Origin of the sequence: Pseudomonas brassicacearum (genome assembly GCF_003732175.1) — a bacterium.
GTDB classification, from domain to species: domain Bacteria; phylum Pseudomonadota; class Gammaproteobacteria; order Pseudomonadales; family Pseudomonadaceae; genus Aquipseudomonas; species Aquipseudomonas brassicacearum_G.
On sequence record NZ_MOBI01000027.1, the window covers coordinates 102,569 to 122,480 of the forward strand.

Here is a 19,912-nt window from a genome sequence, read left to right on the forward strand (position 1 = left end):
CGCTCCCACAGTGGTTCTCCAGCGTTCACAGAACCCTTGTGGGAGCGAGCCTGCTCGCGATGGCGTCCTAACTGACACACCGAATATCGCCCTGCCGCTCTGGCACGGGCTTTGCGTGCCCGTTCGACAGATTAACCGCTGCGTGAACAGCGTCGATCCACCCAAACCGCCACACCCGAAAGTCCAACAGATCAAACAATAAAAAACAGAGAGGACTTATGACTTCTTCAACAACGCTCAAACCCACACTCGGCACCTTGCATCTATGGGGCATTGCCGTCGGCTTGGTGATTTCCGGCGAATACTTCGGCTGGAGTTACGGCTGGGGCACCGCAGGCACCCTGGGGTTCCTCGTCACCGCGTTGATGGTGGCGACGATGTACACCTGCTTCATCTTCAGTTTCACCGAACTCACCACCGCAATTCCCCACGCTGGCGGGCCCTTTGCCTACAGCCGACGGGCCTTTGGCGAAAAAGGCGGCTTGATCGCCGGGATCGCCACGCTGATCGAATTCGTCTTTGCGCCACCAGCCATTGCGATGGCCATCGGCGCCTACCTGAACGTGCAATACCCGGATCTTGACCCGAAAATCGCCGCGGTCGGCGCCTATTTCGTGTTCATGGGCCTGAACATCCTGGGCGTCAGCATTGCCGCGACCTTCGAACTGGTGGTGACCGTTCTGGCGGTAGCCGAACTGCTGGTATTCATGGGCGTGGTTGCACCGGGCTTCAGCTTCAGCAATTTCGTGCTCAACGGCTGGTCCGGCTCCAATGAGTTCACGGTCGCCTCGATCCCCGGCATCTTTGCGGCGATCCCCTTCGCGATCTGGTTCTTCCTCGCCATCGAAGGCGCGGCCATGGCTGCCGAAGAAGCCAAGGACCCGAAACGCACCATCCCACGGGCCTACGTCAGCGGCATCCTGACCCTGGTGTTCCTGGCCATCGGCGTGATGGTGATGGCCGGCGGTGTGGGCGACTGGCGCCAACTGGCGAACATCAACGATCCACTGCCTCAGGCAATGAAAGCCGTGGTCGGCAACAACTCCAGCTGGATGCACATGCTGGTGTGGATTGGTCTGTTCGGTCTGGTGGCGAGCTTCCACGGGATCATCCTCGGCTACTCGCGACAGTTCTTCGCCCTCGCTCGCGCCGGCTACCTGCCTCGCGGCCTGGCCAAGCTCTCGCGTTTCCAGACCCCGCACCGGGCAATTCTGGCGGGTGGCGTGATCGGCATCGCGGCGATCTACAGCGATGGGCTGGTCAACCTGCAAGGCATGACCCTGACCGCCGCGATGATCACCATGTCGGTGTTCGGCGCTATCGTGATGTACATCATCAGCATGCTCAGCCTGTTCAAACTGCGCAAAACCGAGCCGAACCTGGAGCGTACCTTCCGCGCCCCGGGTTATCCGATCGTGCCGGGCATCGCGCTGTTCCTGGCAGTGGTCTGCCTGGTGGCGATGGCCTGGTTCAACACCTTGATCGGGATGATTTTCCTCGGTTTCATGGTGGCAGGCTTCATCTACTTCCAATTGACCGCCAAACAGCGCTTCGACGCCCCGGCGGACGCGATGCTCACGGGTATCTGAGTCGCACCGGCGCCGGGCGGTTTTCCCGGCGCCTGCATTTTTGAAGTGCACTGATACCCAGGCTCGCTCCCACAGGGGTTGGTCAGTGTTATCAAGACTTGTACACATCAAGAGGACACCGCTCATGGCTGCATTTGCCCATACCGTCGGCGCCCGGACTTACCGATTCGATGGCCTCAAGGAAGTCATGGCCAAGGCCAGCCCGGCACGCTCCGGGGATTTTCTGGCCGGCGTCGCCGCCCTGAACGATGGCGAGCGGGTCGCCGCGCAAATGACCTTGGCTGACATCCCGCTCAAGCATTTCCTGCAAGAAGTACTGATCCCCTACGAATCCGATGAAGTCACGCGGTTGATCATCGATACCCACGATGCACGCGCCTTTGAGACCGTCAGCCACCTGACCGTTGGCGGTTTTCGCGACTGGCTGCTCAGCGACGCGGCCGACGAGCAGAGCCTGCGGGCGCTAGCTCCTGGCCTGACCCCGGAAATGGCCGCTGCCGTGTCGAAGATCATGCGCGTGCAGGACCTGGTGCTGGTGGCGCAGAAGATCCGCGTGGTGACTCAATTTCGCGGCACCATGGGCCTGCGCGGGCGCCTGTCGACCCGCCTGCAACCCAACCACCCCACCGACGAACCCGCCGGGATTGCCGCGAGCATTCTCGACGGTCTGCTCTACGGAAATGGCGATGCGATGATCGGCATCAACCCGGCCACCGACAGCATCGCCTCGATCTGCGCCATGCTGGAAATGCTCGACGCGGTCATCCAGCGCTACGAAATCCCGACCCAAGCCTGCGTGCTGACCCACGTCACCACCTCCATCGAGGCGATCAACCGTGGCGTGCCGCTGGACCTGGTGTTCCAGTCGATCGCCGGCACCGAAGCGGCCAACGCCAGTTTCGGCATCAGCCTGAGCGTGCTGCAGGAAGGTTATGAAGCAGGCTTGAGCCTCAATCGCGGTACCCTGGGGCAAAACCTGATGTACTTCGAAACCGGCCAGGGCAGCGCGCTCTCGGCCAACGCCCATCACGGTATCGACCAACAAACCTGCGAAACCCGCGCCTACGCCGTGGCGCGGCACTTCAAGCCGTTTCTGGTGAACACAGTGGTCGGCTTCATTGGCCCGGAATACCTCTACAACGGCAAACAGATCATCCGCGCCGGTCTCGAAGACCACTTCTGCGGCAAGTTGCTGGGGGTGCCGATGGGGTGCGACATCTGCTACACCAACCACGCCGAAGCCGATCAGGACGATATGGACACCCTGCTGACGCTGCTGGGCGTGGCCGGGATCAACTTCATCATGGGCATCCCCGGCTCCGACGACATCATGCTCAACTACCAGACCACGTCGTTCCACGACGCGCTCTACGCGCGCCAGACCCTGGGGCTCAAACCTGCGCCGGAGTTCGAGGTGTGGCTGGCAAAAATGGGCATTTTCACCCAAGGTGACGGCAAGGTTCACTTCGGCAACAACCTGCCGCCGGCTTTCCGCCAAGCCATGGCGCAACTGGGATGAGTAATCTGCTGATGGATAAACCAACCGTCGATCCGCAAAACCCCTGGCTGGGACTGCGCCGTCTGACCCCGGCACGCATCGCCCTGGGTCGTACCGGCACCAGCATGCCGACCGGCGCGCAATTGGACTTCCAGTACGCCCACGCCGAGGCGCGCGATGCCGTGCACCTGCCCTTCGATCATGTCGGGCTCAGCCAGCAACTGGCCGAGCGCGGACGCGACAGTCTGCTGCTGCACAGCGCAGCCCGCGATCGCCACAGTTATCTGCAACGGCCAGACCTGGGGCGCAAGTTGAGTGATGTGTCCGCACAAACGCTGCGTGAATACGCGTTGGCCAACCCGGGCGGCGTTGATCTGGCGATAGTCGTGGCCGATGGCCTGTCGGCGCTGGCGGTGCATCGGCATACGTTGCCGTTTCTGGCGCGCATGGAAGAACAGACTCACGCCGAAGGCTGGTCATTGTCGCCAGTGATTCTGGTGGAACAGGGTCGCGTCGCCGTGGCTGACGAAATCGGCGAATTGCTGGGTGCAAAAATGGTCGTGATCCTGATCGGCGAACGCCCTGGACTCAGCTCGCCAGACAGTCTCGGCTTGTATTTCACCTATAATCCAAAGGTCGGCCTGACGGACGCCTATCGCAACTGTATTTCCAACGTCCGCCTTGAAGGTTTGAGCTATGGCATGGCGGCACACCGTTTGCTGTACTTGATGCGCGAGGCCTGTCGACGGCAGTTGTCGGGGGTTAACCTGAAAGACGAAGCCCAGGTCCAGACTATCGGGTCGAAAGATGACGCTGATATGAAAGGAAATTTCCTACTGAGTCTGCCGGATGCCTGACCCGTATTGGAATTGCGTTTTTGATCCGCTTTCAGGCAGAGTCGACGAACGGCTGCCCGAGCAGTGAACCGATTGCCGTCGTATCCACTGGAAACTGCCGCCCTATCTACTTGAAAGTTGAGGCCTAGCATGCGGATTACTCAAGCAACCCTCGAGCACCTGGACCTTCTGACGCCGTTGTTCGTCAAATACCGCGAGTTTTATGGCTCGTTGCCTTACCCGGACTCGTCCCGGGCCTTTCTGGAAAAGCGCCTGCGCCGCAAGGAGTCGGTGATCTATCTGGCCCTGCCCGATGATGACGACAACAAATTGCTGGGCTTTTGTCAGCTGTACCCAAGCTTTTCGTCCCTGTCGCTCAAGCGCGTGTGGATCCTCAACGACATCTACGTCGCCGAAGATGCCCGCCGCCAACTGGTTGCCGACAACCTGATGCGCACCGCAAAGAAAATGGCCAAGGAAACCCAGGCCGTGCGCATGCGCGTCTCGACCAGCAGCGACAACAAAATTGCGCAGAAAACCTACGAATCCATCGGTTTTCGCGAAGACACCGAGTTCAAGAACTACGTCTTGCCGATCAGTGAAGAGCTCTGAACCAGAGTCGGACACTGTGGGAGCGAACTTTTGTGGCGAGGGGGCTTGCCCCCGTTCGGCTGCGAAGCAGTCGTAAACCAGACAATGTTTTGTATCTGTCACACCGCGAGGAGCGCTTCGCACTCCAACGGGGGCAAGCCCCCTCGCCACAAGAACACAAGGACCTCCGCTAACCGCTGGTCCCCAAGAGCGCCCTTCGAAATCCCTCGCTACAAACTCGACACGCTTTTCACCTTTCAGTCCGTATAATCACGAACCTCACGGGCTGTAAGAAAAACTCCGCAGCCCTGTAGCCCAATTTTCCAAAATATTCGCACAGGCCTGCTGAGTCGGGTCGTTACCACAGGTGCCCACCATGGATTTCAACCCGATCGACCTAATCCTGCATCTCGATGTCTACCTCGACTTGCTGGTGACCAACTACGGGCCATGGATCTACGCCATCCTGTTCATGGTTATTTTCTGCGAAACCGGCCTGGTCGTGATGCCTTTCCTGCCGGGCGATTCGTTGTTGTTCATCGCCGGCGCTGTAGCGGCCGGTGGCGGCATGGACCCGGTGCTGCTCGGCGGCTTGCTGATGCTGGCGGCGATTCTCGGTGACAGTACCAACTACCTTGTCGGACGAACGGCGGGCGAAAAACTGTTCAGCAATCCGAATTCGAAGATCTTCCGTCGCGATTACCTGCAACAAACCCATGACTTCTACGACAAGCATGGCGGCAAGACCGTGACCCTGGCGCGCTTCCTGCCGATCATTCGGACCTTCGCACCGTTCGTCGCCGGCGTAGGCAAAATGCCTTACCCGCGCTTCTTCGCCTTCAGCGTGTTCGGCACCATCCTCTGGGTCGGCGGCCTGGTGACCCTGGGTTATTTCTTCGGTAACGTGCCGTTCATCAAGAAGAACCTGTCGTTGCTGGTAGTGGGCATCATCCTGCTGTCGCTGGTACCGATGATCATTGGGGTGATCCGCAATCGCCTGGCCAACGCGAGCTCCAAAGCCGAGTCACGCTGAGCGTCCATGTGGTTCCTCAACGCCTGGCGCCGCCAGCGCACGCTGGCCAAACACCCCGTTGCCGATGAAACCTGGCAGCGGGTGCGCCAACACCTGAGCTTTCTCGACGGCCTCAGCGAGGCCGAAGACCGCTGGCTGCGCGAAGCCGCCGTGCTCTTTCTGCAAGAAAAACACCTGAGCTGCCTGCCCGGCGTTGAACTGCACCAGGAGCAGCGCCTGTTGCTCGCCGCGCAGGCGCAATTACCGTTGCTGCACCTGGGCGATTTGAACTGGTATCAGGGTTTCCACGAAATCGTGCTCTACCCCGACGACTTCCTCAGCCCGCAGCGCCATCGCGATGCCAGCGGCGTCGAGCATGAATGGAACGGCGAGCACAGCGGCGAAGCCTGGCAACAGGGGCCGATCATTCTGGCCTGGCCGGGCGTGATGGCCAGCGGGGGCTGGGAAGGCTACAACCTGGTGATCCACGAACTGGCGCACAAACTCGACATGCTCAACGGCAATGCCAACGGCTTGCCGCCGCTGCACAGTGATATGCGCGTCAGCGACTGGGCGAAAGTCATGCAACACGCCTACGACGACCTTAATCGCCAACTGGATCGCCATCCGCACGCCAACACCGCCATCGACCCTTATGCTGCGGAAAACCCGGCCGAGTTCTTCGCCGTCACCAGCGAATACTTCTTCAGCGCCCCGGACTTGCTGCACGCAACTTATCCACAGGTCTATCAGCAACTGCAGCTGTTTTACCGCCAGGACCCGCTGGCCAGGCTTGAGCAACTGCAAGCCACACATCCGGGCTATCAGGCACACGACTAGCTTCCTGCCTGGGTCTATACGACCTCTGGTACATGGCGCAGACGACGGAATATGCCTATAATCGCCGCCACTTTTTGGTCAATCCGGCCAAGTCATTTGGCCACTTACGGGGGCACCGCCCAATGAGCTACAGCAAGATTCCGGCTGGCAAAGACCTGCCGAACGACATCTACGTCGCGATCGAGATTCCGGCCAACCACGCGCCGATCAAATACGAAATCGACAAAGACAGCGATTGCCTGTTCGTTGACCGTTTCATGGCCACCCCAATGTTCTACCCGGCCAACTACGGTTACATCCCGAACACCCTGGCAGACGACGGTGATCCCCTCGACGTGCTGGTCGTGACCCCTTACCCGGTTGCTCCAGGCTCGGTGATCCGCGCGCGTCCAGTCGGCATCCTGAACATGACCGACGACGGCGGCGGCGACGCTAAAGTCATCGCAGTTCCACACGACAAGCTGTCCCAGCTGTACGTCGACGTGAAGGAATACACCGACCTGCCACCGCTGCTGATTCAGCAGATCGAGCACTTCTTCGCGAACTACAAAGATCTCGAAAAAGGCAAATGGGTGAAGATCGAAGGTTGGGCCGACGCAGATGCCGCTCGCGCCGCGATCACCAAGTCGGTTGCTGCCTATAAAGGCTGAGACGGCATTGGCTGAACGCCACTGGCCTCTTGAAGAAACCCCGGTTATCCGGGGTTTTTTTATGAGCGTTAAAACATCAAGTTAAACAGGGCGTTTAATGAAACAAAAGTCTAACGTTTAGACATGTTTAATATGAACTAACAATATCCTGCACTACAGCAGAATATTCCCGCGAAAATTGATCCGGTTGTTTATTTAATCCGGCCACCCCGGCCCGTAAACTCCGTATTCATGAAAAAGCACAAATGCGGCCCACGCTTCAAAGCGCTCCTGAAAGAGGTGAACATCACCCCGACGGCATTCGCGGCTTTCTGCAACGTCGAGCCCCAGCACGTGAACAACTGGTACATCCGCGGCGTCCCCTATCCGCGCATGGACGAAATCGCCCGCCTGTTAAGCGTCAACAGCCTGTGGCTGCTCAATGGCGAAGGTCCCAGGCACCCAGGCGCGGGCCAACTGGCCGATCAGACCGGCAACGTTTTCGACGCGCAAGAAACACGCGGCGTGTACACCGTGAACATCGATTCGCTCGATGTAGAAATCCCGCTGTATAAAGAAGTCCCTATTACCGCTGGCGCCAGCGAAACCGAGGTCGTCGAAATCCCCGGCGAGTTCATCCGCCTGCCGCGAAGCCACCTCGAGAGCCTGGAGGTCGAACCGGCCCAAGCCATCTGCGTGCCCATGATCGGCGACAGCATGTCGGAGAAAATCGAAGATGGCTCGACCCTCGCCATCGACCGCAGCCTGACCCAGGTCGTCGACGGCCAGATCTACGCCCTCGAACACGCCGGCATGCTGCGCATCAAATACCTGCACCGCCTCCCCTCCGGCGCGCTGCGACTGCGCAGCCACAACAGCAGCGGCTACCCCGACGAAATCTTCAGCGCCAAACAGATCGAAGAACAAAACATCGAAATCCTCGGCTGGGTCTTCTGGTGGTCCACGCTGAACAAGCGACGGCCACCTGTACCATTTTGCTGACACCACACCGCCCTTTTAAGCAGCACAACGCTCTGGGCGGCACTTCAAGCTGGGAATTCCCCAAAAAAATCAGTATGCTGCGCCCCACATTTGCATCGCCCCGCCCTGTGCTGGTCCGATCGCACCGACAAGGCAGATGATTTTCTCGCCAAGTCCCACAGCCGGACGCAAGATCCGGGTGTACGTTTTGAAGGCTGGTACGGTTTACCAAAAATAAACCAAGCCCGTCCCCGAGAAGCCGGCCACAAGCCGGCTTTTTAATGCCTGAAATAATCCTGTCTCATAAGAGAATCCACCTGATTGCCTGGCTATTACGGGGACTTCAGGCATTCCCCTGTCCTATCGTGTTCAACGCCACTTGACCTCATCCGACGATGAAGTGGGGGGACAATAGGACGACAGGGGAAATCCAATAGGTAAGCCGAATCCGAAACAAGTCGAATACCTGACCGAACCCGGCACCTACGAAGTGGGTTTTACGGTGCAGACTCCAAAAAATGCCACAGGACATCGTCATTAAAGTCACGAATGACACTCTGGGCACCGGCTTCTCGAAGCTGCTGATCTTGCAACCCCGATAACACACCAAAGGTATGGATACCGGCCGCATAGGCTGACTGGACACCGGCCAGCGAGTCCTCGAAGGCGATGGCGTTGTCAGCGGTTACGCCCAGCAGCTCAAGAGCCGTCAGATAAGGCATCGGATGGGGCTTGCCGAGTTCGAGCTCACCGCCGATGACGATGGTATCGAAACGATCGACGATGTTCAGGCCCGTCAGCATGGCCATCGCATTTTCTCGCGGCGCGTTTGTCACCACCGCCGTGCGCAGGCCGAGCTGCTGTGCATGGTCGAGAATCCGTGACACTCCAGGTGTGGGGATTGTTTTACCCAGCTGGGCGCGGAACATCGCCTCTTTTTCCGCCGCCAACTCAGGGTATTTCGAAGCCGGCAGACCGGGAAACAGACCGCCAAAGATCATGTCATCGGGAAAACCCATGACGTTGGCCTTGTAGTAGGTGATGTCCATCGACCGATACCAGCGCGCCAACAATTGGTTATAGGCTTTCAAGTGCAGTTCATCGGTGTCGATGAGTGTACCGTCCAGGTCGAACAACAGTGCGGATAGGCCCATTGACCCTTACTCCTGTAAATTTACGGCCGTGTTGCCGGCAGACGAGGAGGAACGCAGCCCTCGCACCAACGGCAACATAAGAATGGGATAGACGATCAGCAGGCTGAAGGCCGCCTCGACCCCGATCCGCTCGGACAGCAGCCCCAGCAGGAACGGCGCCAGCAACAGCGCCACGCCAACCGCTTGCGACGCCTGGGTGCTGAGTACTGAACTCGCCTCAGGGGCGACTCTCATTGCAGAACCGAGGATCAGCGGGAAAAAATTGCCGAGACAGGCCCCCAGCAAGAACGTGAAGATCGCGGTGGCCGCCATCCCCCGGATGAAGAACAGCGCCAGCAGTGTTGCGATCGCCCCCAGTATCACACCGGTCAGCAGCACCAACGGCGTTACCCGGCGCAAGGCGTGACTGCTGGCCAGACGCCCACAAACGGTGCCGGCGAAATACACGCTCATCAACGTCGCGGCGACGGATGCCGTGATCTGCACATGGGCCTTCATGTATTCGGCGCCCCAGAAGCCAACGCCCCACTCGGCCGAAATCCCCAAAAGCACCAGGGCCCACAGGCTTGAGCGGGTCATTCGCGCAAGGCGCAAGGTGTCCGGGGAAATGGTCGGCCGCCCGCTCTGGGCAGGCGATTGTTCCGGGCGATGGATCTTCAGCGGTGCCGCGAACAGCAACAAGGCACACGCGCTGACGATCAGTGGAGCCGTGCGCCACGACAGCCCGAGGGCCGTAACCCCGCCCACCAGCAATGCCCCTCCCAACACGCAGAGACCAGCCACCACATGCGCCTCCACCAGTTTCGCGGCGGCATGCTGGCGATAGCGCACGCCGAGCATGGCCTGACCAACGGCCAATACCAGACCACCCGACAGCCCCATCAACACGCTGCCAGACAGCGTCATCGGTAAACCGTTGGCCACGGCAAACAGCCCGCTGGCCACGACAACGCAGCCTGTTGCGATACGCCCCATGCCGACCCGCAACGCCCGGCGCTCCAGCCAGCGATACGGAACACCGATCAATACCAGCCCCAAGGCATACGCCGCGAAGTGCAAGCCCGTCCAGCGCAGGTCCAGATCGAACTCGGCGCGCAGGAACGGCATGATCGGGCCAAGCATGCCTTGCTGGGCGCCAAACAGCCCGAACATCAGATAGATCGCCCACGGGCGCCGCTCAAGCCCTGCGTCTCGGGATGACGGGAGCGGCCTTGTCGATTCGTTGCGCGTCATCTCTGTCATTGATCGGCCGCCCCCTCGAAAAGCGAATGCCATCGCGCGCAACGGGCAACCTTGGCGCGACTGGCCTTGCCCGCATCCAGCGTTCGCAGATCGACCGCGGCCAGTCCAGCGCTCGATACACCGCCCACCACAACCTTGCCATAACGCCGGCTGATCGCTGCGGCGTCCGGTGAGAGCATCCAGGCCAGTGCTTGTACGGCCTGTGTCGTCAGGCGCGAGCCGGCTCGACAGCCGAAGACCTCGAACTCATAGCGACGCGTGTCGTCGGGTACGCACCAGCGCAACGACGGATGCTCCAGGGCAGCTCGGGTCGCGGCGGTCGAGACCGTGACACCGACCCACGCACGGCCTTCGAGCACGGCCTCGATCGGCGCCGTGGACGACCCGCTGATCGAAGGCCGCAGCCGGGCAATATCGGCAAGCATCTCCCACGCCCCATCGCCGTAATGTTCCAGGAGTGCACTCAGATGCAGATAACCGGCGCCCGATCGGGCCGGGTCCGGCAGCGCGATGCGTTGCGACCACGCCAACGTGTTGAGCGCTTCCCAGTTATGGGGTGGCGCCAGACCGTGTTCGGCAAGCACTCGCGGGTCGTAGCAGAATGCGGGCACGAAACCCGACGGGCTGAACCAGCGACGATCCGCGGCGACTGCCTCTGACGGCAACGCCGAACAATCGAGCTGTTCAAGTGGCTGCAACCGTGAGACGAGTGCCGGGTCGAGGAGCGCCGTCGCTGCGGTTCCCAGCAACAGATCCCAGGAGCCTGCCGTGTCGGTTTTCACGCGCTCGATCAGCTCTGCGGTTGACCAGCGTGTGAGGCGTACGGGCATACCGATATGGGAGGCAATGCCGTCGACGAACTCGGCGAGTTCGGCGTTTTCCATCGAGCTGATGGCGACAAGTTCAGTCATGCCCGGCCTCAATCCAGCAACCGGTGCAGTTTGGCGTACTGCAAGAGCATGATGGTCTTGCCATCGGTGATCTCCCCCGTCTCGATCATTGCCAATGCATCGTCGAGGGGCAATTCGAGCACTTCGATTTCCTCACCCTCCGCTTCAACGCCTCCGCCCTCGCCCAATTTGTCTTCGTCGAAATATTCCCCCACGAAGAAATACAGACGCTCGGTGACCGATCCCGGGCTCATGAACGCCTCGAAAACCTTGCGCACTTCTTCAATGCGATAACCGGTTTCCTCTTCGGTTTCCTTGCGGATACAGGTGTGCGGATCGTCGCGATCCAGTAGCCCCGCGCAGGTTTCGATGAGCATGCCATCGTGCTCATTGACGAACGCGGGAAAGCGAAACTGGCGGGTCAGGACCACGGTTTTTTTCAGCTTGCTGTAGAGCAGAATCGTCGCGCCGTTGCCCCGGTCATAGGTTTCCCGGGACATGTTGCGCCAGGTCCCGTCCCGCCCCAGGAAATCGTAGGTGGTCTTGCGCAGTACGTACCAGTTGTCCGACAGCACTTCGACTTGCTGGATACGTACCCGGTCCTTGGTGGCGATAGCCTGGTTCATGATCTTGCTCCCAGGTGAGTGGCGTTAGGGGCGACGGTGAGCAGGCGCGCGACCATCTCTGGATCACGCTGCTCGGGGGCAGTCATCACGGCGGTGTCCAATGCATGGTCGCACCCGCACGGGCAGGCACCGTGATGCTCGCCAAGCCGCGAGACCGCCTCGGTGACCAGGCGACGGGTCAGTGAGAAGGTGTCGGCCATCCGCTGGGCAACCAGCGTTGCGTTCACATCCTCGTGGGATTCATGCCAGCAATCGAAGTCGGTCGGGATGGCGATCATCGCGTAGCAAAGCTCCGCCTCGCGCGCCAGCTTGGCTTCGGGCATGGCCGTCATGCCAATCACCGTGCCGCCCCATTGACGATAGAGATTGGATTCGGCGCGAGTCGAAAACTGCGGCCCCTCCATCACCACGTAGGTACCGCCATTGCGCGCCTGCACATCGGCTGTTTCGGCACTGGCCGCCAGCACTGAACGCATACGCCCGCAGACGGGATCGCCGAACGGCACGTGGCCGACCAGGCCCGGGCCGAAGAAGGTCTTGTCGCGCTGGATCGTGCGATCGATGAATTGATCAATCAACACGAAGCTACCCGGTGGTGCATCGTGGGTCAGGCTGCCCACGGCACTGACCGACAACAGTTGCGTACAGCCAACGCTACGCAACGCGGCAATATTGGCGCGCACGTTGATGGATGCTGGCGGGATCGTGTGCCCGATCCCGTGGCGTTGCACGAACGCCACCGGTACACCATTGAGTGTGCCGAGGGTGACCGGGGATGACGGCTTGCCGAATACAGTTTCGCATTCGACCTGCTGCACGTCTGCCAAACCGGGCAATTGTTGAAGACCACTGCCACCAATGATGCCGATACGTTGAATTTGCCGGGATACTGTTGAATTAGTCACGCATTGCCTCTCGTCTTCAGGGTGGGCTCTTCTTGTCCGGCAATCACCAGACGCTCATACAATTCGGAAAGCGCGGTCGGTGCCCTGCCACGGCGCAGCAACAGGCCTTCACTGGCATTAGTGCTGTAGCGGGGCTCATGAATTTTCAGGTGCCGGTCGATCGCTGGCAGATAGTTCCAGCGCACGCCGGGGTACAGCGAGTGCGCGAGGTGGTAGGCATCGGAAGTCGGCGCGATGAACACACGGATCAACCATCCTGTCAGGCCGAAGTAATCGGTCGGCCTGCCTGCGAGGTATTCAAGATCGCGTCGATCTTTCGAAGCCCCCTCGATGAACCAGCGGTGTTCGGTGAGCAGCGATACCCAGGCGAACACCGGATACGACGTCAGCAACGGGACCAGCCAGCCAAATACCAGCCCTTTCCAGCCGCCCGCCCAATAGAGCAGCGCCGCGACGGCTATCACACACAAACACCGTACAACCGTCGTCAGCCGCGAGTGGTTCAACAGGCTGCTGCGCGCCATGGTGCTCAGGTTCACCCAGGCACCACGCGGTGTCAGTGGGTACAACAGCAGCGCGTAGAACCCACCGGGCGAGATCCCGGCCACATAACCACCGGCATGCACCCGTGCACGGTTGGGATCAAGCTTGGGGTGATTGGGGTTGCGATGATGTTCCAGAGTGTGGGTCTGGTGACGACTGCGCATGTCGCGTTTGAACGCCGGGAACTGATAGAAAATATTGCTCAACCACCATTGCCAGGCATGGTTGGGACACAACGCGAAATGCACAGCGTTGTGACCGAACTCTTGCAGCGCGCGCAGGCGCCCGCCACTCCAGAGCACCACCACCAGCCACATCAGCGGCGTTGAATAGATCGACGCAAGCAGAACCCCGGCAACGATATCCAGCCATGTCCAGACAAAGGGCAGCGGCGCGAACCATTCATCAAGTGGCCGGTAGTAATGCTCTTTGCGCCCGTCAATCCGTGGAACCAGCTTCAGCAAACGCAATATGCGCAGCTTGTCGCGGTAATAGAAGGCGACAACCGCGCGCAACGTCAGCGTCGTGGCAATCAGGCAAATCAAGACACTCTGCGATGTGGTCACGATCAGGCACTCCCCTGCACAATCGAGAGGGCGTCACGGGGTGCAAAGCGTTCGAGCAGATCGCCCAAGTCCTTGAACAAGGGTGCACCGCTGCGCCGCAGGCGGTCGCTATCCTGGTGGCCGGTCGATACCAGCACTGGCTGCCAGCCCACCGAGCGCGCCACGTCAACGTCATGCAGCGTGTCACCAACCAGTAGCGTTCGTGCGGGCGGCGAGCCAAGTTTTGTTTGCAGGATGGCGGCTTCGGCGGCCTTGCTGGTGGCCTGGTTGTGACTCAGGCCGACAACGTGCTCGAAACGGTCATGCAAGCCCTTGGCCTGAAGGGTCTGGACCAGTACATCGCAATGGGACGCCGACAGGATCGACACCCGGATGCCGGCACGCCCGGCCGCGTCGAGAAACTCGAATACACCCGGGTGCAGCGGGCAGTGGGCGACATTCGTGTCGAAATGCTCGAGGTATCGCTGAACGATCGTCGCGAACGGCACACGTTCGAGATCAAACCCGAGCGCCGCATAAAAATCGGCAATCGGGAAATCGAACTTGGCCCGGTATTGGCTGGCGGTAATGGGCGCGACATCAAACTGCTCACCGCAGCGATTGACCGCAAAGACGGCGAGATCGATATCGTCGATCAGGGTACCGTTCCAGTCGAACACCACGTGTTCGATACCAGAGAAATGCAGGAGATCGTCGATCATTGTCGAGTGTTCCCGGGAAGGATGGCATTGAGTGCGATGCGAGAGACAATCGCCGGCGAATAAAGCCGGTTGGGCTCCATCACCAGATTGGTCACACCGATTTGTGTTTCGAGCGCGCGACGATTGCTCGCCGACAGCTTTCCAAGCCCTGCGCCGTACCAATGGTGGAAGCGGGTGCGCCAGGTGCGTTTGCCGATGGTTTCCGGAAAGCGGAAATCCTCGGTCGTGGCCATGTTCCAGGCGCCATCGACCACGCCACACAACAAGCCTTGCAACTGACGGCAACTCAGCGACCGCGCCAGTACTTCGTCGAGACGGGCATCAATGCAATCGGCCTCAAGCGCACCGATCGTCATGCCCTGGCTGTACAGCGGGTTCATGCTGCTCAAGGCATCGCCCACCACCAGCAAACCGTCAGGCCAGTGCTCGATGCGGTCATAGTGGCTGCGGCGGCTGCCGGGCATCTTGAACGTAAAGACCTCCGACAACGGTTCGGCATCGCGAATGACCTCGTGGATATCCGGCACTGGCAGCGCGGCCAGCGCTTGCAGAAAATCGTCCGGGTCCTTGCCGGGAAAGTGGCCAAACCAGCCACCGGTCGTCACCATCCAGCGATTCCCCTCGATGGGGCTGATGACGCCCATCGAGCGCTGTGCCGGCGCGGTTGGAAGCACCAGCAGCACCTGCCATTGCTCAGCGAACGCAGGCAGGCGGCGATAGATGCGCGAGGCGTAGCCGAGTTCGGTCTTGACCACGCTGTTTTCCACGGTCCCGAAACCCGCCTCTTTCAGCCAGGAGGGCATGTGCGTGCCCCTGCCGCTGGCATCCACCAACAGATCACAGGACACGCTGCGCTCACGCGAACCGTCGTCGATGATCACGCCGCTCACGGCACGCTGGTCGCTGTCACCGGAAAACTCGATTCGGGTCACCCGCGTGCCCGAAAGGATGTCGACCCGCGGCACCGCCGCCAGACAACGGCGCAGCTGGTTATCGATCAGTCGCCGGCTGCAATAGTGGGCATAAATACCGCTGCGATAGCGGTTCTTCCAGCGCCCTCCCTGGTACCACTTCACGTCGTGCCCCAGGTCCGCCACCTGGGCGCCACTCTGCTCGAGTGCGCTCAGGATGCCGGGGAAAATCCGGTCGATGATCTGCTTGCCGCGCAACAGCAGCAAATGCACGTGATGCTCCTGGGGAACACTCTGGCGCGGACCGGTTTCGTCGTAGAAATCGCTTTTTTCGATCACCGTGACGCGCTCGAAACGACGAGCCAGCACCGCGGCCGTCAGGCAGCCGGTCACACTGCCGCCAATCACCACCGCATGGCGCGCGCGGGGCGCTGAGTCAGACAGGAGAGTAGTCATTGAGCACCTTGGCGATGTAATGCAGGTCGTCGTCCACCAGGTCAGGATGTAACGGCACCGTGGTCAGTGAGCGCAGCAACCTGGCAGCGTTGGGGCAATCGCGGTGGTACTGGGTCAGCAACGGCAACTGGTACAACGGCTGGTTGTCGTACTTGCCGATATCCGACTCGATGCCATGCCGTTGCTGGTAGTGCACCAACTGACGACCGTCATGCCCCACCGATTGCAGCAACAACGAATAGCCATTCACCTCACCCTCGGCGACCACCGGCAACTCGCGAAAGGCCGGGTTGTCGAGCAACCCGAGCAGCCGTTCGCGGTTACGCAAGCGTTGCGCAAGGTGCGCCCCGAGCTGACGTGAACGCGCCAGGCCGATTGCCGCCTGCAGGCCACCCAACTTCAGGTTGATGCCCAAGGTTTCGCCCGTCAGGTTGCCGAAGCGCGTGTAAGCCCGAATGCGCCTGGCCCGGTTATCGTCATCGGTCATGACGAAGCCGCCCTCACCGGTCGAGATAAACTTGCAGTCGTGGGTGCTGAAACAGCTGATGTCGCCATGCTGCGCAAGCCACGTGCCGCTCAACCGTGTCATGTGGGCATGGGCCAGATCCTGAATCAGCGGGATCCCGGCATCACGCAGAAATGCCCACGTTGCGTGCGAACGGATCGGATATCCCCACATCGGCACCTCGATGACCGCGCAGGTGCGCTCGCTGACACAGCGCTGCAGATCCTCCGGGTCAAGGCCAAAGCTGTCTGGCGCAACATCGCAAAAGACCGGTACAAGCCCCAGCGACAGAATCGGCAGCACCGTACAGATCGGGCCTGTCGGGGCGACGATGACTTCATCGCCCGGCCGGAAATCGACACCGGCCAGCGCTGCCGTCACCGATGCCGCGCCGGACGACACGGCAATCACATGCCGTACGCCGTACAACGCCGCGAGCGCCGTCTCGTATTCCTCGACAATCGACGATGTGCCGGTCAGGCCCGAGCACAGGGCTCGTTCAAGCTCGCGCAGATCGTCGAAAGTACCGTGAGTGCCCTTTTGCACGATGGTTCGCGGGTTCATGGTGACACCTTCATGCCGACCAGGTCCCACAGCGCATCGTCCGCGAAGACCCGATCCACCATGCGCCGGAAGTTGGGAAACATCTTCAGCTCTGCCGTCTCCTGACGACTGAAGAAGCGAGCGTGCTCGACCTCTCTGTCGTCCGGGCAGGTGCGCAGATGGGTGGCACACACGTAGATCAAATCCAGGTGGTAATGCGGCCCGCGCTTGTCATCGATGTATTCGCACAGCACCCGATATGGCTGGTGCAGCACAGTGACATCGGTCTCGACATCGGCGAGCGCCTCATCGCGCTCGCCGAGCAGTTCGGCACGGATGCCGGTCTCTTCGAAAATCTCCCTTAATACCGCCACGTCGGGGGTTTCGCCCTGTTCGATATGGCCGCCCGGGTATAACCAGACCCCAAGCTTGCGGTGATGCAGCAGCAACATCTTCCGGTCCGGGTTCAGTACGAACCCGGACGCGGTGAAGTGCCGATCCAATTGCGAGCGATCGAGTGCGTCAGTCATTCACGCAGCACCGTACTGATTGATGCGGTCGGCCATGTAGTCCAGCTCGGCGCGGGTAATGTCCGGATGAACCGGAATCGTCGTCATGCTTGCCAGCAGTGCTTCGGCGTTCGGGCACTCGTTGCGATAGTGGGTGAGCGCCGGGAACTCGTAGAGTGCCTTGCAACCGTAGCGCTTGATGTCGGACGGAATGCCGGCGTCATCGAGGTAGTCAATGAACGCGCGGTTGTCGGCGAAGTGCAGTTCAAGATTGAGGAAGTAATAGTTCGGCTCCCCCCCTGCGATGATTTTTTTCTCGCGAACCTTGCTGTGATCCAGCTTGCCCAGGAAGTAGGCCGCGTTTTCACGGCGCTGATCGATCTGCCCGGCCAGTGATGCCAGGCGGCTTTCGCCCAAGGCTGCCGGCAGCGCGGCGAGTTTGTAGTTAAGGCCGAAGTCTTTACCGTTCAGGTTCCCGAAACGGCTGTAATCCCGACTGCGCTGAGCCAGCGCATCGTCGTCGGTGAGAATGAAACCGCCCTCGCCGGTTGCCAGTGGTTTGCGCTCGTGAGTGCTGAAGCATGACAAGTCGCCGAACTGCGAAAGCGGACGGCCATGCAGAGTCGTACCGTGGGAATGGGCCAGGTCCAGGATCAGCTTGATTCCCAGCTCGTGGGTGAGCGTGCGCAGCTCGTCGACTTCGGTCGGGTAGCCCCACATCGGGATATCGATGATTGCGCGGGTGCGTGGTGTCATCCGCGCTTTGATAGACGCCGGGTCTGCGCCGAAGCCATGAGGACGGGTGTCGACGAAGACCGGATTGGCACCTGCCGCGATGATCGGGTAGATGGTGCACAGTGGGCAGCTCGGCGTCAGCAGCACGTCATCGCCAGGGCCTACGCCTGCCGCATAAATGGCCACGCTAAGCGCCGCACCGCCCGACGATACCGCGATTGCATGCCGTGCCTCGAACCAGGCGGCGAGTTTGCCTTCGTATTCCGCCACCACATCACTGGTGCCCGACAGCGGGCGTTCCAGGGTTTTTTTCATGGTCTGCAGATCGTCTGCATACACCGGGCGGTATTTATCAGACACCGTCAGTCGGGCGGTCGCGGCATTGGCAAGATTAGATGACATTGGAATCGACTCCGAAGTGGGCGTTGGACTTGACGGATTGTTCAGTACGCAGGGACAGCACAGGCGCCAGGTCGGACCGGGCAATGTCGGCGGCGCAAATCTTTTCGATGATCTTGTAGGTAGGTCGCAGGCTTTCGAAGCTCGCCTCATAGGACGAACGACTGCGCACGGCGTCGAAGAACTTCTCCAGCTCGCCAAAATAACCACTGCGCTCGTACCCGGAATCGAGTGGCCCGGGCTGCCACGCACCACGCCAGCGCTTGGCCGTACCGGTGGCGCTGGTGCCGTGCTCCGGCTCGTGCATGGTGATATTCCAGAGGTTGTTGAGTTCGACCATCATCGAATTCGAGCTGACGATCTTCATGTCGAATTCGAAGTACGGGAACATGGTTCCGCTCAAGAGGCTGACGGTGGCACCCGTGGAAAACTGCAGCTCCAGACTCACCAACAGCGAGTCATCGTGGCGCTGAACCCGCGACTCGATATCGCGCAGCTCGCCGCCGCCGAAGGTGACACCCAGGTCGATCGTGTGGATTGCCTGCGCCAGCAGGAAGGATCTCAGCGTCGAGTCCAGGCCCCAGAGCGGCGCCGTTGGCTTGCTTGCATAGTGATTGAGCTGGATATGCACAACCTTCCCGAATTGCTCGGTACGGGTCATGTCGCGCAGTTGACGCATGGGCTTGGCAAACTTGAAGTTCATCCCGACGCCTGTGACGACGTTCGAGCGGCGACTGGCCTCGATCAGGGTTTCCAGCTCCGCGAGGGTGAAGCAAGGCGGTTTTTCGACAAACACGTGGACGCCCTTGGCCATGGCCTTGAGCGCAAGATCGCGGTGTGCCTGAGGTGGGCATGCCATGACCACGGCATCGATCGAGTTGGACGCCAGCATCTCGTCGAAATCGTCCGTTATCGACACATGCGAGATGAAGCGATGAATCTGTCCGGCACGCGTGAGGTCGCTGTCACAGACCGCCACAATACGTATGTCCGGCATTTGTAGAAGTGTGGGCAACAGATTTTCTTGCATCTGTGCGCCGAGACCAACGATGCCAACTCTGAGTACAGTCATTACCATCTCCATCCTGGAAAATTGGGAACTGCTTCGTAAAATAGTTGGACGAACGCCTACGCAGATTCCGACCCGGAGGACTGTTTCGAAAAATCGAATGAATCTAGCGTTCGTTTTAAGCCGGGCAGAGGAGCCCTAAATCGGGGGATCGCTATGACCAAGATCACCACCGCTCAGCG

The 19,912-nt window shown here is 60.2% G+C and carries 20 protein-coding genes; 8 read left to right on the plus strand and 12 right to left on the minus strand.

Annotation, left to right across the window (positions count from 1 at the left end; translation table 11 throughout):
• Nucleotides 1-218 precede the first annotated feature (218 nt).
• From eat to BK658_RS24370, 8 genes are all read left to right on the plus strand, one after another.
• Complete coding sequence (gene eat / locus BK658_RS24335) at nt 219-1,589, plus strand: ethanolamine permease (RefSeq protein ID WP_123584519.1); 1,371 nt, start codon at nt 219-221, stop codon at nt 1,587-1,589.
• Between the two features lie 124 nt (nt 1,590-1,713).
• The gene (locus tag BK658_RS24340; RefSeq protein ID WP_123584520.1) at nt 1,714-3,108 is read left to right on the plus strand and encodes an ethanolamine ammonia-lyase subunit EutB; all 1,395 of its coding nucleotides are present in this window, start codon (nt 1,714-1,716) and stop codon (nt 3,106-3,108) included.
• 11 nt (nt 3,109-3,119) lie between these two features.
• Nucleotides 3,120-3,944, plus strand: a complete 825-nt coding sequence (eutC, locus tag BK658_RS24345) for an ethanolamine ammonia-lyase subunit EutC (protein WP_123584564.1) — start codon at nt 3,120-3,122, stop codon at nt 3,942-3,944.
• Nucleotides 3,945-4,073: 129 nt separating this feature from the next.
• Complete coding sequence (locus BK658_RS24350) at nt 4,074-4,535, plus strand: GNAT family N-acetyltransferase (RefSeq protein ID WP_054594225.1); 462 nt, start codon at nt 4,074-4,076, stop codon at nt 4,533-4,535.
• A gap of 355 nt (nt 4,536-4,890) precedes the next feature.
• Nucleotides 4,891-5,547: a DedA family protein gene (locus BK658_RS24355; RefSeq protein ID WP_123584521.1), complete on the plus strand. Its 657-nt coding sequence runs from the start codon at nt 4,891-4,893 to the stop codon at nt 5,545-5,547.
• A 6-nt stretch (nt 5,548-5,553) separates the two neighbouring features.
• Nucleotides 5,554-6,366, plus strand: coding sequence for a M90 family metallopeptidase (locus BK658_RS24360; protein ID WP_123584522.1), 813 nt, complete (start codon nt 5,554-5,556; stop codon nt 6,364-6,366).
• A 122-nt stretch (nt 6,367-6,488) separates the two neighbouring features.
• Entirely contained in the window at nt 6,489-7,016 is a 528-nt protein-coding gene (ppa, locus tag BK658_RS24365) for an inorganic diphosphatase (RefSeq protein WP_071552079.1), read from the plus strand.
• 231 nt (nt 7,017-7,247) lie between these two features.
• A complete protein-coding gene (locus BK658_RS24370) occupies nt 7,248-7,997 on the plus strand; it encodes a S24 family peptidase (RefSeq protein ID WP_123584523.1) in 750 nt (249 codons plus the stop codon).
• Nucleotides 7,998-8,473: 476 nt separating this feature from the next.
• On the opposite strand, the gene BK658_RS24375 is transcribed toward BK658_RS24370, so the two are convergent.
• From BK658_RS24375 to BK658_RS24430, 12 genes are all read right to left on the minus strand, one after another.
• Nucleotides 8,474-9,130, minus strand: coding sequence for an HAD family hydrolase (locus BK658_RS24375; protein WP_123584524.1), 657 nt, complete (start codon nt 9,128-9,130; stop codon nt 8,474-8,476).
• Nucleotides 9,131-9,136: 6 nt separating this feature from the next.
• The gene (locus BK658_RS24380) at nt 9,137-10,282 is read right to left on the minus strand and encodes an MFS transporter (RefSeq protein WP_259740128.1); all 1,146 of its coding nucleotides are present in this window, start codon (nt 10,280-10,282) and stop codon (nt 9,137-9,139) included.
• Nucleotides 10,283-10,368: 86 nt separating this feature from the next.
• The gene (locus BK658_RS24385; protein ID WP_123584526.1) at nt 10,369-11,283 is read right to left on the minus strand and encodes an ABC transporter substrate-binding protein; all 915 of its coding nucleotides are present in this window, start codon (nt 11,281-11,283) and stop codon (nt 10,369-10,371) included.
• Between the two features lie 8 nt (nt 11,284-11,291).
• Nucleotides 11,292-11,888, minus strand: a complete 597-nt coding sequence (gene nudK, locus BK658_RS24390) for a GDP-mannose pyrophosphatase NudK (RefSeq protein ID WP_123584527.1) — start codon at nt 11,886-11,888, stop codon at nt 11,292-11,294.
• Nucleotides 11,885-12,793, minus strand: a complete 909-nt coding sequence (gene mtnP, locus BK658_RS24395; protein ID WP_123584528.1) for an S-methyl-5'-thioadenosine phosphorylase — start codon at nt 12,791-12,793, stop codon at nt 11,885-11,887. The genes nudK and mtnP overlap by 4 nt, the downstream gene beginning before the upstream one ends.
• On the minus strand, nt 12,790-13,902 hold the full coding sequence (locus tag BK658_RS24400) for a fatty acid desaturase family protein (protein ID WP_123584529.1): 1,113 nt from the start codon (nt 13,900-13,902) through the stop codon (nt 12,790-12,792). The genes mtnP and BK658_RS24400 overlap by 4 nt, the downstream gene beginning before the upstream one ends.
• A 2-nt stretch (nt 13,903-13,904) precedes the next feature.
• Nucleotides 13,905-14,603, minus strand: coding sequence for an HAD family hydrolase (locus BK658_RS24405; RefSeq protein WP_123584530.1), 699 nt, complete (start codon nt 14,601-14,603; stop codon nt 13,905-13,907).
• Nucleotides 14,600-15,970 (minus strand): NAD(P)/FAD-dependent oxidoreductase, encoded by a 1,371-nt coding sequence (locus tag BK658_RS24410; protein WP_123584531.1) that lies wholly within the window; start codon nt 15,968-15,970, stop codon nt 14,600-14,602. The genes BK658_RS24405 and BK658_RS24410 overlap by 4 nt, the downstream gene beginning before the upstream one ends.
• On the minus strand, nt 15,951-17,039 hold the full coding sequence (locus BK658_RS24415; protein ID WP_123584532.1) for a DegT/DnrJ/EryC1/StrS family aminotransferase: 1,089 nt from the start codon (nt 17,037-17,039) through the stop codon (nt 15,951-15,953). Before BK658_RS24415 ends, BK658_RS24410 begins: the two co-directional genes overlap by 20 nt.
• On the minus strand, nt 17,036-17,548 hold the full coding sequence (locus BK658_RS24420) for an NUDIX hydrolase (protein WP_123584533.1): 513 nt from the start codon (nt 17,546-17,548) through the stop codon (nt 17,036-17,038). Before BK658_RS24420 ends, BK658_RS24415 begins: the two co-directional genes overlap by 4 nt.
• A complete protein-coding gene (locus BK658_RS24425; protein WP_123584534.1) occupies nt 17,549-18,664 on the minus strand; it encodes a DegT/DnrJ/EryC1/StrS family aminotransferase in 1,116 nt (371 codons plus the stop codon). It abuts the gene before it with no gap.
• Complete coding sequence (locus BK658_RS24430; protein WP_123584535.1) at nt 18,654-19,733, minus strand: Gfo/Idh/MocA family protein; 1,080 nt, start codon at nt 19,731-19,733, stop codon at nt 18,654-18,656. Before BK658_RS24430 ends, BK658_RS24425 begins: the two co-directional genes overlap by 11 nt.
• Between the last annotated feature and the right edge of the window lie 179 nt (nt 19,734-19,912).